Genomic DNA, 14,352 nt, shown 5'->3' on the forward strand with positions numbered 1-14,352 from the left:
CCCTCGCATGCCCTCTTGGACAGCTTCGAGGAGGAGCCGGTTCCACCGACAGCCGCGTGTCAGAACCTTGCCAATTCATTGAGACACGGTCGTGACTTACACGGCCGGCAGCGAGGTGATCAGTTCGAGCAGCCCGGCCTCGTCGAGCAGGTCGGCGGGCCGGACGGTCTCGCCGCTGCGCACGTAGAAGAAGGCGGCCCCGACCCGCTCCAGCGGCACGCCCCGCAGCTCGGCCCACGCGAGGCGGTAGGCGGCGAGCTGCACCGCCGCGGCGGTCGCTTCGGCCCCGCCCGGTCGCCCGCCGGTCTTCCAGTCCACGACGTCGAAGCGGCCGTCCGCGTACCGGTACACGGCATCCATCCGCCCGCGCACCACCACGCCGGCGAGCACCGACGCGAACGGCACCTCGACGTCCAGCGGCACCAGGTCGGCCCACTCGCTGGCCAGGAACCGGGCCTGGAGGTCGGCCAGGGCGGAGTCGGGCGCGGCGTCCTCGTCGGCCGCGCCCGGCAACTCGTCGAGGTCGAGCAGGCGCTCGGCCCGGAAGCGCTGCTCGAGCCAGTGGTGGAAGGCGGTGCCCCGGCGCGCGTAGGGGTCGGGGCGGGCGGGCAGCGGGCGGCGCAGCGAGCGGGCCAGGCGCTGCGGGTCGCGGCGCAGGGAGACCAGCTGCGACACCGAGAGGTGCCCGGGCAGCGAGACCTCGACGAGGCCGCCGGCCCGGGGCGCGAGCCGGGCGCGCTCGGCCAGCAGCAGCTCGGCCTCGCTCGCCCAGCGCGCCACCAGCGGGTCGTGCACCGCCGGCGCCGCGGCCGGGTCGGCGGCGTGCACGAGCGCCGCGGCCGCCTCCAGCAGCGGGCGGCGGTGGCCGAGCGGGTCGGCGGGCCAGCTCGCGCTGGGCACGTCGGCGGCGGTCGGGTTCTGCGCGTCGGCCTCCGGCCTGGGCGCCCAGGCGTCGACGACACCTGCCCCGGCCAGGCAGCGCTCGCGGATCTCGTCCAGGAACACCGAGGCGCCGCGGGGCCGCTTGATGCCCTCGCCCCACCAGTACCCGCTGGCCAGCAGCAACCGGCGCGGGCGGGTGACGGCGACGTACGCCAGCCGCCGCTCCTCGCGGATGTCGTGATCGCGCCAGTCCCGCGTGAACTGCTCCAGCGCCCGGACCACGCCCTTGATGTCGTCGGCCTCGGACAGCTCGAGCGCGGGCAGCCCGGCGTGGTCGCCGCGCAGCGGGAAGGGCAGCACGCCGAGGCCGCGCAGCCAGTGGTCACCCGCGTTGCTCGGCCCGGGGAAGACGTCCGTGCACAGCCCGGCGACGGCCACGACGTCCCACTCCAGGCCCTTGGCCGCGTGCGCGGTGAGGATCTGCACGGCCCCGGCGACGACCTCGACCTCGCCCGGGGCCAGGCCGCGCTCCTCGTTCTCGGCCGCGGCCAGGAACGCCAGGAACGCGCTCAGCGTGGCCCCCTCCGACTCGGACGCGAAGCGCGCGGCGATGTTCGCGAACGCGTCGAGGTGGCCGCGGGCCAGGCCGGCGTCGCCGGGCCGGGCGGCGACCTCGACGTCGAGGCCGGTGACGCGCTCGAGGTCGGCGACGAGATCGGGCAGCGGCTGGTCGAGCCGGCGGCGCAGGGCGCGCAGCTCGCCGCCGAGCCGGACGAAGCGGCGGTGGCCCTCCTCGGAGTAGAGCTCGGGCTCGCCCAGGTCGTCGAGCGCTTCCACCAGTACTGCCTCGTCCAGCCGGTCCGCAAGCTCCGGTTCGGCGGCGCTGTCCCCGTGGCGGCGGGCGGCGGCGAGCGCCCGGGCGCGGCGGTAGAGGGCGACCAGGTCCCGCGGGCCGATCCGCCAGCGCGGGCCGGTCAGGATGCGCAGGAGGGCCGCGCCCTCGGCGGGGTCGGCGAGCACCCGCATGATGCTCACGACGTCGCGTACCTCGGGCGTGTCCAGCAGCCCGCCGAGCCCGACGACCTCGACCGGCAGGCCCCGCGAGCGCAGCGCGTTCTCCAGCGCCGGGATCTGGGCCCGGGTCCGCACGAGCACCGCGGTCGACGGGCGGTCCTCGACCGGGATGTCGTAGGGGAACGTGTCCGGCTCGACCTTCGCCGCCAGCCGCCACGAGGCGAGCACCCGGTCGGCGAGCCAGGCCGCCTCCTCGGTGTACGTGTCGAGCAGGGCGCAGTGCACGGTCGCGGTCGAGGCGGGCTCGGCGAGCACGTCGGCCGGGGCGAGCTCGGCGACCTGGGCGCCGTACGCCCGCAGCGGCGCCGACAGCGTGTTGGCCACGTCGAGGATCTCGGGCCGGTTGCGCCAGCTGGTGGTCAGTTGCCGTAGCGGCGCCGGCTTCCCGTCGGGCCGGACGAACTCGGCCGGGAAACGGTCCAGCGTGCCGGCCGAGGCGCCGCGCCAGCCGTAGATCGACTGGCAGGGGTCGCCGACCGCGGTGACGGGGTGGCCGTCGCCGAAGAGCGCGCGCAGGAGCACGACCTGGGCGTGCGAGGTGTCCTGGTACTCGTCGAGCAGCACGATCCGGAAGCGGTCCCGCTCGACCTGGCCCACCTCGGGGTGCGCGGTCGCGACCGTGGCCGCGCGCGAGAGCTGGTCGCCGAAGTCCATCGCCTCCAGCAGGGCCTTCTTCTCGCCGTACTGCCTGATCAACGGCAACAGCTGCAGGCGCGCCTGCTGCCGGGAGAGCACATCGCGCACCGGCTTGGCCATCTTGCCGCTCTTCGAGCTCATCTCGGCGAAGAACCGGCCCGTCCACGCGGCCACGTCGGCGGGCTCGCACAGGTGCTCGGCCAGGTCGCCGGCGAGGTGCAGCACCGCGTCGACCACGGTCGACGGGGCGGCCGAGACGGCGGTCATGTCCCCGTCGTAGGCGCGCACCACCGCGTCGGCGAGCTGCCAGCACGCGGCCTCGGTCAGCAGCCGGGTCGACGGCTCGAACCCGGCGCGCACGCCGTGCTCGCGCACGACCCGGGCCGCGTACGAGTGGTAGGTGGCCACGGTCGGCTCGCCCGCGATCAGGTCGTCGCGGCCGAGCCGGCGCACCAGCTGCCCGAGGCGCTGGCGGATGCGGTGCGACAGCTCGCCGGCCGCCTTGCGGGTGAAGGTGAGGCCGAGGATCTGCTCCGGGCGGGCGTGGCCGTTGGCGACGAGCCAGACGACCCGGGCCGCCATCGTCTCGGTCTTGCCCGACCCGGCGCCGGCCACCACGAGCAGCGGTCCGACCGGCGCCGCGATGACGCCGGCCTGCTGCGGCGTCGGCGCCGGCAGCTTCAAGAGCCTTGCCAACTCCAGCGGCGTCATGTGACCTGGCGGCCCTTGCCCGAGACGGGGCACGAGGTCTTGACCGGGCACACGCGGCACTTGTTGTTCACCACGGCGCTGAAGGTCGAGGCGGCCATCGTCTTGGCCGTGCGCTGCACGAGGGCCTGGGCCCAGTTCGGGTCGTCGGCCTCGCCCAGCGGCGGCTGCACCTGCTCGCGCGCGGCGTTCGTCTCCCCGCCCAGCTGCACCAGCGACGCCCCGCCGGCCACTGTGGACTCCTCGAACGCGCCGAGCTCGATCGCCGCCTGGTACGCGGCCAGCTGCGGGTGCTCGGCGAGGTTGGCGTTGGCCGGGATCGACTTGCCGGTCTTGAGGTCGACGACCACGAGCCGCCCCTGCTCGTCGAGCTCCAGCCGGTCGACCCGCCCCTTGATCTCCACCGGCGCCTCGGGATCGGCCAGCTCGACCAGGAAGTCCTGCTCGATCGCGACGAGCCGGCGCGGGTTGCCGGCCAGCCAGCCGATGAGCTTGTCGAGCATGGTCTCGGCGCGGTCCCGCTCCCGCCCCGCGAGCCATCGGGCCGAGAGCTCGATCGCGTCGAAGCGGTCGGCGACGTACGCCACCAGCTGCGCCCGATCCGCGGTGGCATCGGCGGCCAGCATCGCCGCGGCGTGCACGAGGTTGCCGATGGACTGCTCCGGCGACGGGGTCAGCGCCCCGCCGTGGCGTTCGAGCAGCCAGCGCAGGCTGCACCGCTCGACGCTCTCCACGGTCGACGGGGTCACCTGCACCGGCTCGCCCGGGTCGACCAGCGGCCGCTCGTCCGACAGCACCGGCAGGCCCCACCAGCTGCCGGGATCCGCCCCCGGTACCTCCTGCCGCGCGAGGCGCGCGAGCAGTGCCGCCGCGCTCGCCCGCCGCGGCTCGGGCGCGTCGGGGTCGACCAGCGCCACCCGCAGCTCGGCGACCAGCGTCGGCAGCGTGAGCGCGCGGGGCGCCTCGAACGCGGGCTGCTCCTCGTCGACGGACAGCTCGATCAGGAACCGGCTCGGCTGCTCCTCGCCGTCGCCGGACGCGACCGCGGTGACGAGCACCCGCTCCCGGGCCCGCGACACGGCGACGTAGAACAGCCGCCGCTCCTCGTCCAGCAGCGCCGAGAGCCGCCCAATGGTCTCCATGCTCCGCCCGGCCAGCACCTCGACCAGCAGCTCCGAGCCCAGCACGCTGCCGCGCAGCCGCAGGTCGGGCCAGACGCCCTCCTGCACCCCGGCGACCACGACGACGTCCCACTCCAGGCCCTTGGCGGCGTGCGCGGTCAGGATGCGCACCGCGTCGCCGCGGTCGGCCATCGGGGCGAGGTTGTCGGCCGGCAGGTCCTGGCCCTCGACATGGTCCAGGAAGACATCGGTACCGGCCCCCGGCAGCCGGTCCGTGAAGCGCGCGGCGGCGTCGAAGAGCGTCACGACCGCGTCGAGGTCCCGGTCGGCGGCCGCGCCCCGGTGCCCGCCGCGGGCGCTCAGCGCCGACCAGCGCTCGGCGAGCCCGCTGGCCTGCCACACCGCCCACAGCACCTCCTCGGCCGTCGCGCCCGGGCGGGCCGCGGCGTCGCGGGCCTGCTGCAGCAGCCCGGCCACGGTGCGCGCGGGGCCGGCCCAGCGCCGCTCGACCATCGCCAGCTCGGCCGGGTCGCGCAGCGCCGCGAGCAGCAGCAGGCCCGACGGGCGCCGGTCCCCCGCGGCCAGCGCGAGCGCGCGCAGCCCCTGCCGCAGCCGCCGCTCGGCCAGCGGATCGGCCCCGCCCAGCGGCGAGTGCAGCAGCGCGACGGCGGCGTCCTCGTCGAGCCGGGCGTCGTCCAGCGCGCACCGCAGGAGCAGCAGCAGCGGGGCGATCGCGGGCTGCAGGTGCAGCGGCAGGTCCTCGGACTCGGTCGTCGTCGGCACCCCGGCGGTGTGCAGGGCGCGCTGCAGCGGGGCGAGCTGCCGCGCGGTGGAGCGGACCACGACCGCCATCCGCGACCAGGGCACGTCGCGCAGCAGGTGCGCCTCCCGCAGCCGGTGCGCGATGAACGCGGCCTCGGACGTCTCGGACGCGAACGTGCGCGTCTCCACGGTGCCGCCGGGCCGCTGCGGGAGCATCCGCCGGTGCCGCGAAGGGCCGCGCAGCCGGGCCGCGACCCGCCCGATCGGGGCGAGCAGCCCGGCCCCGAGCCGCCGCGAATGGGGCAGCGTCACCTGGACCGCACCGGGGAAGTGCAGCTCGAAGTCGGGCACGATCCCCGGGTCGGCGCCGCGGAAGGCGAACGTCGAGGAGTCGGGATCGGCGAAGGCCACGAGGTGCCGGCCGTCCCCCGCGACCAGCTCCAGCAGCTCGACCTGGGCGGGGTCGGTGTCGGGGAGCTCGTCGACGTAGACGTACCGCAGCCGCCGGCGCTCCTGGTCCAGCAGGTGCCCGTCGTCGGCCAGCAGCCCGGCCGCGGCCCGCACCAGCTCGGCGTAGTCGTAGGCGACCGATCCCCGGCCGGTCGCGTCGCGCAGCGCGAGCACCTGCAGGTATTCGCGGAAGAACGCGGCCGCGGCGCTCCAGTCCGCGCGGCGGTGGATGCGGGCCAGCTCCGCCAGCCCGTCCGGGGTCACGCCCCGCTCGACGGCGCGCAGCAGCAGGTCGCGCAGCTCGGTGGCGAACGCGCGGGTGTTGAGCGCGCCGCGCAGCGCCTCCGGCCACGGCGCCCCCGACTCGGCGAGCAGCTCCCGGATCACCAGGTCCTGCTCGGGGCCGGTCAGCAGCCGCGGGGAGGCCTCGCCGCGGTCGACGGCGGCGCGGCGCAGGAGGCCGAAGGCGAACCCGTGAAACGTCCGGACCATCGGCTCGGCCGTCGTGCGCAGCCCGCTGGAGCGGCCGAGCCGCGCCTCGATCCGGTCGCGCAGCCGCACCGCCCCGCGCCGGCCGAACGTGAGCACGAGGATCTGCTCGGGGTCCGCGCCGTCGGCGACCCGCTGGGCGACGGCCTCGACGAGAGCGGTGGTCTTGCCGCTGCCGGGCCCGCCGATGACGAGCAGCGGCCCGCGCGTGTGCTCCACGACGAGCCGCTGCCACGGGTCCGAGAAGACCGGGACGGGCCTGACCGCGGGCCGGCGCACGAGCTTGTAGGCACGGCTCCGGCCCGCGGGGGAAGCGGTCGCGGTCACGCGACCAATGGAACCACGGCCGGTGTCACTCCCGGGACGTGCCCAGCAGAGACGCCTCGATCAGGTCCATCGAGGTGTGCACGTCGCCGGCGGTGAGGATCATCGCCAGGGCCGTGGAGCGCACGAACTCCTGGGCGGCGAGGGTGCGCAGCCAGTCCATCAGGCCGCCGTAGAAGCCGTCGTGGTCCAGCAGCAGGATCGGCTTGCGGTGCAGGTCCAGCGTCGCGGTGGTCCAGACCTCGAAGAGCTCGTCCAGCGTGCCCAGGCCGCCGGGCAGCGTGATGAAGGCGTCGGACCGCTCGATGAGCAGCGTCTTGCGGGAGGCCATGCCGTCGGTGACCACCAGCTCGTCCGACTTGGTGTCGGCCACCTCCAGGTCGACGAGCGTCTGAGGGATCACGCCGTACGTCCGCGCCCCGCCCGCGCGCGCCCCGCCCGCGACCGCGCCCATCATGCCGACGCAGCCGCCGCCGGAGACGAGCTCGTGGCCGCGGCGGCCGATCTCGACGCCGAGGTCGTGGGCGAGGTCGAGCCAGCGCTGCTCGAGCCGCTGGGACGAGGCGCAGAACACGCCGATGCGCGCCATCAGCTACCGCCGCCCAGCTTGTCCTCTTCCAGCTGCTCGGCCGCCTCGCGGATGTGCTGCACCGCGGCGTCCACATCGTCGGTGAGGTACAGCAGCTGGAGGTCCTCGGGGCCGATCTTGCCGTCCGGGAGCATCGTGCCGCGGATCCAGTCGAGGAGGCCCTGCCAGTAGGCGGTGCCCATGAGCACCACCGGGAAGCGCGTGACCTTGCGCGTCTGGACCAGGGTCACGGCCTCGAAGAGCTCGTCCAGCGTGCCGAAGCCGCCCGGCAGCACGACGAACGCCTGGGCGTACTTCACGAACATCGTCTTGCGGGCGAAGAAGTACCGGAAGTCGATGCCGACGTCGACCCAGTCGTTGAGGCCCTGCTCGAACGGCAGCTCGATGCCCAGGCCGATGGACAGCCCGCCGGCCTCGGCGACGCCCTTGTTCGCGGCCTCCATGACGCCGGGGCCGCCGCCGGTGATCACCGCGTAGCCGGCGCGCGCGAGGGCCCCGCCGAGCTCCTCGCCCATGCGCCACTCGGGGCTGTCGGGCTTGCTGCGGGCCGAGCCGAACACGCTCACCGCGGGCGGCAGGTCGGCCAGGGTGTCGAAGCCCTCGACGAACTCGCTGAGGATGCGCAGCGCCCGCCAGGCGTCCTTGGTCTTCCACTCGTGACGCAGGTGGGAGTCCAGCAGTCGCTGGTCGGCGGTGCTCAACGGGATCGCGTCGCGTCGCAGGGTCACCATGCCGCGATGCCGCTCCCGCGGCCGGCTGCGCTTGGGCTCGCTCATGCCTGTCACCGTACGTCCTCGCATGGTCCAATACGGCCATGGGGAGACGGGGCTGGGCGGTGTTCACGGCCGTCTGCAGCCTTCTGGCCGGGTCGCTGCTCATCTGGTACTCGCTGCGCCCTTCGTCACCTTCCGGCGCGTTCGTGGCCCCCTCCCCGTCGCCTGCCTCGTCTTCGAGCCCGTCGTTCTCGGCGCCCCCGTCGGTCCCAGCGTCCCGGTCGGTCTCGGCGTCGCCGTCGATCTCCGCCCCGCCCGCGGTGCCGGGGCAGGGCAGCGGGAAGTTCGACTTCGCAGGCTCCGGCGGCGAGCGCGTCGGCGGCGCCGGGCACCTGGTGCACTACGTGGTCGCGACCGAGCAGGGCTCCGGGGTCGATCCCGAGGAGTTCGCGGCGGCGGTGCAGCACACGCTCGGCGACGCGCGCAGCTGGATCGCGGGCGGGAAGTTCTCGTTCCAGCGCGTCGCGGCGGGCAGCGCCTCCGAGCTCACCGTGCACCTGGCGACGCCGTCGACCACCGACTCCATGTGCGCGCGGCGCGGCGTGCGAACCCGGGGCGAGGTCTCCTGCCGCGGCGGCCGCGACGTGATCATCAACCTGAAGCGGTGGCTGCTGGGGGTCGCGTGGTACCCGAGCGTCGCGGAGTACCGCCACATGGTCGTCAACCACGAGGTCGGGCACTTCCTGGGCAACGGGCACGCGATCTGCCCGCGCCCGGGCGCCCCCGCCCCGGTCATGGCCCGCCAGTCGTTCGGGCTCGAGGGCTGTGTCGCCAACGCGTGGCCCTATCCGGACGGTAGGACCTTCGTCACAGGGCCACCCGCGCCGCGATGATCGGACATTCTCGGTAGGAAAACGGGTGCAGAGAGCAACGTTTCCTCCTACCGTCGCGTCCTACCCGATATACCGGTGGCAGGCGTGGGGGTGTGACCGGCATGACACGAGTCGAGGCTGACCGCCAGAAGCGGCAGATGAACCGACGGATTCGCGAGGTGCTCGCGGTGCGCCGCATGCTGCGCACGCTCGAGCCGATGGCCGAGGAGCCGCCGGCCTCAGCCCCGTAGCCACCTGCGGCCGCCTCAGCCTCGCAGCCAGCGGCGCATGACCTCGGCGCCCTCGGCGATCTTGTCGATCTCGACGTGCTCGTCCTGCTTGTGCGCCAGGTTCGGGTCGCCGGGGCCGAAGTTCAGGCCGGGGATGCCCAGCACCGCGAAGCGGGCCACGTCGGTCCAGCCGAGCTTGGCCCGCGGCGGGCGGCCGATCGCGCCGAGCAGCTCCTGCGCCGCGGGCGCGTCGAGGCCGGGCAGCGCGCCCGGGGCCGAGTCCACGAACTCGAGGTCGAAGCCGTCGAACACCTCGCGCACGTGCGCCTCGGCGGCCGCCTCGTCGCGGTCGGGCGCGAAGCGGAAGTTGACCTCCACCACGCACTCGTCGGGGATGACGTTGCCGGCCACGCCGCCGGAGATGCGCACCGCGTTCAGGCCCTCATGGAACTCACAGCCGTCGATGGTGACCTTGCGGTCGCGGTACCGCTGCAGACGCTCCAAAATCGGGGCCGCCTTGTGGATGGCGTTCTCTCCGAGCCAGGACCGGGCCGAGTGCGCGCGCTTGCCGCTCGTGCGCACCATCACGCGCTGCGTCCCCTGGCAGCCGCCCTCGATCAGCCCGTGGGTCGGCTCGAGGAGCACCGCGAAGGAGGCGTCGGCGAGCAGGTCGGGGCGGCGGTCGGCGAGGATCTTCAGCCCGTTGCGCGCCGAGTCGACCTCCTCGCACTCGTAGAACACGTAGGTCACGTCGTGGCGCGGCTCGGCCTCGGTGACCGCGAGGTGCAGGGCGATCGCGGTGCCGGACTTCATGTCGGACGTACCGCAGCCCCACATGAGGTTGCCCTCGATGCGCGACGGGAAGTTGTCGTGCAGCGGCACCGTGTCGAGGTGCCCGGCGAGCACGACCCGCTGGTCCCGGTTCAGCTCGGTCCGCGCCACGATCGTGTGCCCGAAGCGCTCGACCTTGAGCGCGGTGCCGCTCAGCGCCTCCTCCACGCGGTCGGCGATCTCGGCCTCGTTGCCGGAGACCGACTCGATGTCGACGAGCGCTCTGGTCAGAGCCACGGGATCGGCAAGCACGTCACGGGTGAGCATGACTCGACCTTAGACGGGCGGGCGATCCGGCGCGTGCGGTAGCGTTCGGTCCCGTGACGACCGCGTACATCGACTCCCCCGCGTGGGGCCTGGGCCTGGCCACTGTGACGTCCTCGGGACAGGTGCTGGACGCCTGGTTCCCGGCCGGCAACCTGGGCCTCGGGGCGTTTCCGAGCACCACCGGGCTCGATCCCGCCACGGCCATAGCCGCGACCGCCGCCTCCGTCGCGGACCCCGGCAGCGCGGCCGCCGCGGTCGCCGCCTCGGTGGCCGCGACCGGCCCCGAGTTCGGCTCGTTCGTGGAGACGGAAGGCCCCCTCGGCCTGCGGTCCGAGATCGTGCGCGTGGAGATCCAGTCGCTCGGCGACGCGCCGACGAGCACGGCCGACGTGTACCTGCGCCTGCACCTGCTCTCGCACCGCATCGTCCGCCCGCACCAGGCGAACCTCGACGGCCAGTTCGGCCTGCTCGCCAACGTGGCCTGGACCTCGGCCGGCCCGTGCCTGCCCGAGCAGGTGGACGAGCTGCGCGCGCTGGAGCGCCGCGCGGGCCGCCGCCTCAACGTCTTCAGCGTCGACAAGTTCCCGCGCATGGTCGACTACGTGACCCCGTCGGGCGTGCGCATCGCGGACGCCGACCGCGTGCGCCTGGGCGCGCACCTCGCCCCCGGTACGACCGTCATGCACGAGGGCTTCGTGAACTTCAACGCCGGCACGCTCGGCAACTCCATGGTCGAGGGCCGCATCTCGGCCGGCGTCGTGGTCGGCGACGGCACCGACGTGGGCGGCGGCGCCTCGATCATGGGCACCCTCTCCGGCGGCGGCAAGGAGATCATCTCCCTCGGCGAGCGCTGCCTGCTCGGCGCGAACGCGGGCATCGGCATCTCCCTCGGCGACGACTGCGTGGTCGAGGCGGGCTGCTACATCACGGCGGGTTCGAAGCTGACCCGGCCGGACGGCCGCGTGGTGAAGGCGCGTGAGCTTTCGGGCCTGCCGAACCTGCTGTTCATCCGCAACTCGGTGAGCGGCCGCCTGGAGGTCCGCGAGCGCCAGGGGCGCGGCATCGAGCTGAACGCCGCACTGCACGCGAACTGAGCGCTGGTCCGGGCGGGCCTCGACTTCGGGGCCTGCCCGGCGGCTGCTCACCCGGTGAGCGGATCCCGGCCGATCGCTAACGCCCGCCCTGGGTGGCGCGCATGTCTCTCAACGGACCGCACCAGGGCCGTCGAGCCGCCTCGGTGCGCAGGTTCCTACCCGCCGCCCGGCGCCGCCGAGATACGCGGGTCCCAATCGAACGCCGAAACCTCCGCTGGCGAGCCCGATATGTCGGGCGCTGGCGCGCCACGACATATCGGATTTATACCCCGTCGCCACTTAAGTCGCTTTTGTCGCAAACGGCAGGCCAAAGCGCACGGAGTCGTGCGACGGTGCGCAACGGTGCCGGTCAGAGTCGCGACGCGGCCGCGGCCACGCGCTCGTCCGTGGCCGTGAACGCGACCCGAACGTGCCGCTCGCCCGCCGGACCGTAGAACGCGCCCGGCGCCGCCAGGATCCCGCGCTCGGCCAGCCAATCCACGGTCGCCCAGGAGTCCTCGCCGCGGGTCAGCCAGAGGTACAGTCCGGCCTGCGAATCCTCGACCGTGAACCCCGCGCGCTCGAAGGCCTCGCGGAGGATCGAACGGCGGCGACGGTACCGCGCGCGCTGCTCCTCCACGTGCACCTCATCGCCGAGCGCCGCGATCATGGCGGCCTGCACCGGGGCGGGCACGATCATGCCGGCGTGCTTGCGCGCGGCCAGCACCTCGTCGACGAGGGCGGCGTCACCGGCCACGAACCCGGCGCGGTATCCGGCCAGGTTCGAGCGCTTCGAGAGCGAGTGCACGGCCAGCACCCCGTCGAAGTTCCCGTCGCAGACCGACAGGATCGACACCGGCTCCGACTCCCACGGCAGCGGCAGGTAGCACTCGTCGCTCACCACGATCGCCCCGCGCTCGCGCGCCCACGCGACGACCTTGCGCAGGTGCGCCTCGGGCAGCACCTTGCCGGTCGGGTTGGACGGCGAGTTCACCCACACCATGCTCACGCGCTCCGGCCCGAGCGCGGTCAGCGAGTCGGCGCGGACCACGCGGGCGCCGGCGAGCAGAACGCCCACCTCGTACGTCGGGTAGCACACCTGCGGAATGACCACGGTGTCGCCGGGGCCGAACCCGAGCAGCGTCGGCAGCCAGCCCACGAGCTCCTTGGAGCCGATCGTGGGCAGCACGCCGAACTCGCCCGAGCCGGTGCCGCACCATCGCGTCACCCACTCCCGGATCGCCTCGCGCAGGCGCGGGGTGCCGGCGGTGAGCGGGTACCCCGGAGCGTTCGAAGCCTCGGCCAGCGCCGCCCGGATCAGCTCGGGCACCGGGTCGACCGGCGTGCCGATCGAGAGGTCCACGAGGCCGTCGGGGTGGCGGGACGCGGTGGCCTTGGCCGGCTCGAGGCGATCCCACGGAAAGTCGGGCAGCCCGGCCGCAAGCGCGCGCCGGGCCCCGAAGGCTGTGCCGGTCAGTGTTCGCGCTCCTGCGGCGGGAGGGAGGCGACGAACGCCGCGTCCTTCTCGACCTTGCCGACCTTCGACGCGCCGCCGGGCGAGCCCAGCTCGTCGAAGAACGAGTAGTTGGCGCCGACGAAGTCCTTCCACTTCTCCGGGACGTCGTCCTCGTAGAAGATCGCCTCGACCGGGCACACCGGCTCGCAGGCGCCACAGTCCACGCACTCATCCGGGTGGATGTAGAGCATGCGGTTGCCCTCGTAGATGCAGTCGACAGGGCACTCCTCGATGCAGGCCTTGTCGAGCAGGTCCACGCAAGGTTCGGCGATGATGTATGTCACGGGTCGCCCTCTTTCGCACCTGAGGCTGCCAACCTGGGGCTGGCAAGCCCCGCCGCATCCCTACCGCGGCGGTACGAGCCTAGTATCCAGGTTCACGGGAGGTCGATCGTGCTCGGGCCACAACATGTGGGACAGCGCGTCGTCGTGCGCCGAATCGTCGGGATGCGCGACGCACGACCCGTGTTTTCGGACATTCTGGGCCAGCTGCTCGAAGCGACCGAGACGCATCTCACAGTCCGTGCCCGCACCGGAGCGGTACGCGTTCCATTGCATGAGATCGCACGGGCCAAGCCGGTCCCGCCGCGCCGCCGTTTCACGCCGACCGAGTCGCTGGAAGCCGCCGCGGCGCGGGGCTGGCCGGCCCGCGAACAGGCCACCCTGGGCGACTGGCTCCTGCGCGCCACCGACGGCTGGACCCAGCGCGCCAACTCCGCCCTCGCGATCGGCTCCCCCGACCTGCCGACGCCGGACGCGATCGATTTCGTCCAGCAATGGTACCGCCAGCGCTCCCTCATCCCCGCCCTCTCGATCCCGGTCCCGCTCTTCCAGCGCCTGGACGACGAGCTGGAGCGCCGCGGCTGGACCGCGATGCCGACGACCCAGGTGATGACGGTCTCCCTGCCGACTCTGCTCACGGCCCTCTCGGGACACGCGGCCGACACTTCCCCCACCACCTCACCTGCCGCGGCGCCGCCGGGCACCCCACCTTCCGCCGCCGCGCCGCCGAGGCAAGCGGACGACGCCTCCCCCACCACCTCACCGTCCGCCGCCGCGCAGCCTGGGCAACCGGCCTCGTTCACCGACCAGGACGGCACATCCCCCGCCATTTCACCCTCAGCCACGACCCCATCCGCCGCGTCCGACGGCCCGAGCTTCGCCGAGGACGAACCCGAGACCGCCGGGTCGCCGGGCGGACGAATCGAGCTCGCCACCGAACCGTCGGCGGAGTGGCTGTCCGCGGTCGCCGGCCGCAAGGGCCCTTTGCCCGACTCGGCCCGGCACGTGCTCACGGCGGTGCCGAACGTGCGATTTGCGCAGTGGTACGACGAGCAGGGCACCCTCCTGGCCACCGCCCGCGGCTGCGTGGCCGACGACGAGTCACGCTGGCTCGGCCTGTCCCTGATCGGCGTCGACGAACGCATGCGCCGCCGCGGCCTGGCCCAGCGCCTGATCGCGGCCCTGGCCGAGTGGGCCGTGACCCTGGGCGCCCGCGACGCCTACCTGCAGGTGGAGCAGCGCAACACGGCGGCCGTGGCGCTGTACTCCCGTCTGGGCTTCACCGTGCACCACATCTACTCATCGCGCCGCCTGCTCACCGACTGATCCCGCATCGCACAGTCACCTCACGCCGGGCTGCACGTTCGCTCATCGGCTCCAGACCGACCGCGCGTTCGCGCAACACCTTCGCGCCAACTGCGCGTTCGCTCACTACCCGGGCGCCGACTGCACATTCGCGCACCGGCCCCAGGTCGGCCGCGCGTTTGCGCAACCCAACGTCGCACCATTGCGCGTTCGCTCACCAGCCGGGCGC

The 14,352-nt window shown here is 73.9% G+C and carries 10 protein-coding genes; 3 read left to right on the forward strand and 7 right to left on the reverse strand.

What is annotated here, in order from left to right:
- Positions 1–96: 96 nt before the first annotated feature.
- From ABT369_RS11940 to ABT369_RS11955, 4 genes are all read right to left on the reverse strand, one after another.
- Complete coding sequence (locus tag ABT369_RS11940; RefSeq protein ID WP_502891730.1) at positions 97–3,363, reverse strand: ATP-dependent helicase; 3,267 nt, start codon at positions 3,361–3,363, stop codon at positions 97–99.
- Positions 3,300–6,401 carry an ATP-dependent helicase gene (locus tag ABT369_RS11945; RefSeq protein ID WP_350611868.1) on the reverse strand — a complete coding sequence of 1,034 codons (3,102 nt, stop codon included), beginning with the start codon at positions 6,399–6,401 and terminating at the stop codon, positions 3,300–3,302. The genes ABT369_RS11940 and ABT369_RS11945 overlap by 64 nt, the downstream gene beginning before the upstream one ends.
- Positions 6,402–6,474: 73 nt before the next feature.
- Positions 6,475–7,035 (reverse strand): LOG family protein, encoded by a 561-nt coding sequence (locus ABT369_RS11950; RefSeq protein WP_350611739.1) that lies wholly within the window; start codon positions 7,033–7,035, stop codon positions 6,475–6,477.
- Positions 7,035–7,811, reverse strand: a complete 777-nt coding sequence (locus ABT369_RS11955) for an LOG family protein (protein ID WP_350611740.1) — start codon at positions 7,809–7,811, stop codon at positions 7,035–7,037. Before ABT369_RS11955 ends, ABT369_RS11950 begins: the two co-directional genes overlap by 1 nt.
- Positions 7,812–7,849: 38 nt before the next feature.
- Here ABT369_RS11955 and ABT369_RS11960 point away from each other — a divergent pair, with 38 nt between their 5' ends.
- Positions 7,850–8,641, forward strand: coding sequence for a DUF3152 domain-containing protein (locus ABT369_RS11960; RefSeq protein ID WP_350611741.1), 792 nt, complete (start codon positions 7,850–7,852; stop codon positions 8,639–8,641).
- A 245-nt stretch (positions 8,642–8,886) separates the two neighbouring features.
- Here the strand turns inward: ABT369_RS11960 and dapE are convergent, their stop codons facing one another.
- Positions 8,887–9,948 (reverse strand): succinyl-diaminopimelate desuccinylase, encoded by a 1,062-nt coding sequence (dapE, locus tag ABT369_RS11965; RefSeq protein WP_350611742.1) that lies wholly within the window; start codon positions 9,946–9,948, stop codon positions 8,887–8,889.
- A gap of 53 nt (positions 9,949–10,001) precedes the next feature.
- Between dapE and dapD the strand changes: the two genes are divergently transcribed.
- On the forward strand, positions 10,002–11,042 hold the full coding sequence (gene dapD / locus ABT369_RS11970; protein ID WP_350611743.1) for a 2,3,4,5-tetrahydropyridine-2,6-dicarboxylate N-succinyltransferase: 1,041 nt from the start codon (positions 10,002–10,004) through the stop codon (positions 11,040–11,042).
- 349 nt (positions 11,043–11,391) lie between these two features.
- Here dapD and dapC read toward each other — a convergent pair whose 3' ends face one another.
- Positions 11,392–12,498, reverse strand: coding sequence for a succinyldiaminopimelate transaminase (gene dapC, locus ABT369_RS11975; protein ID WP_350611869.1), 1,107 nt, complete (start codon positions 12,496–12,498; stop codon positions 11,392–11,394).
- Entirely contained in the window at positions 12,495–12,821 is a 327-nt protein-coding gene (gene fdxA / locus ABT369_RS11980) for a ferredoxin (protein WP_350611744.1), read from the reverse strand. Before fdxA ends, dapC begins: the two co-directional genes overlap by 4 nt.
- Positions 12,822–13,088: 267 nt before the next feature.
- Between fdxA and ABT369_RS11985 the strand changes: the two genes are divergently transcribed.
- Positions 13,089–14,144 carry a GNAT family N-acetyltransferase gene (locus ABT369_RS11985; RefSeq protein ID WP_350611745.1) on the forward strand — a complete coding sequence of 352 codons (1,056 nt, stop codon included), beginning with the start codon at positions 13,089–13,091 and terminating at the stop codon, positions 14,142–14,144.
- Positions 14,145–14,352: the final 208 nt, after the last annotated feature.

It is taken from the genome of Dactylosporangium sp. NPDC000244 (assembly GCF_040300725.1).
Lineage (GTDB): Bacteria > Actinomycetota > Actinomycetes > Mycobacteriales > Micromonosporaceae > Dactylosporangium.

Excerpts from the sequence above, each read along its gene's own strand:
- ABT369_RS11950 (WP_350611739.1), bottom strand. The coding sequence starts at position 7,035 with ATGGCGCGCATCGGCGTGTTCTGCGCCTCGTCCCAGCGGCTCGAGCAG.
- ABT369_RS11955 (WP_350611740.1), bottom strand. The coding sequence starts at position 7,811 with ATGAGCGAGCCCAAGCGCAGCCGGCCGCGGGAGCGGCATCGCGGCATG.
- ABT369_RS11960 (WP_350611741.1), top strand. The coding sequence starts at position 7,850 with ATGGGGAGACGGGGCTGGGCGGTGTTCACGGCCGTCTGCAGCCTTCTG.
- dapE (WP_350611742.1), bottom strand. The coding sequence starts at position 9,948 with ATGCTCACCCGTGACGTGCTTGCCGATCCCGTGGCTCTGACCAGAGCG.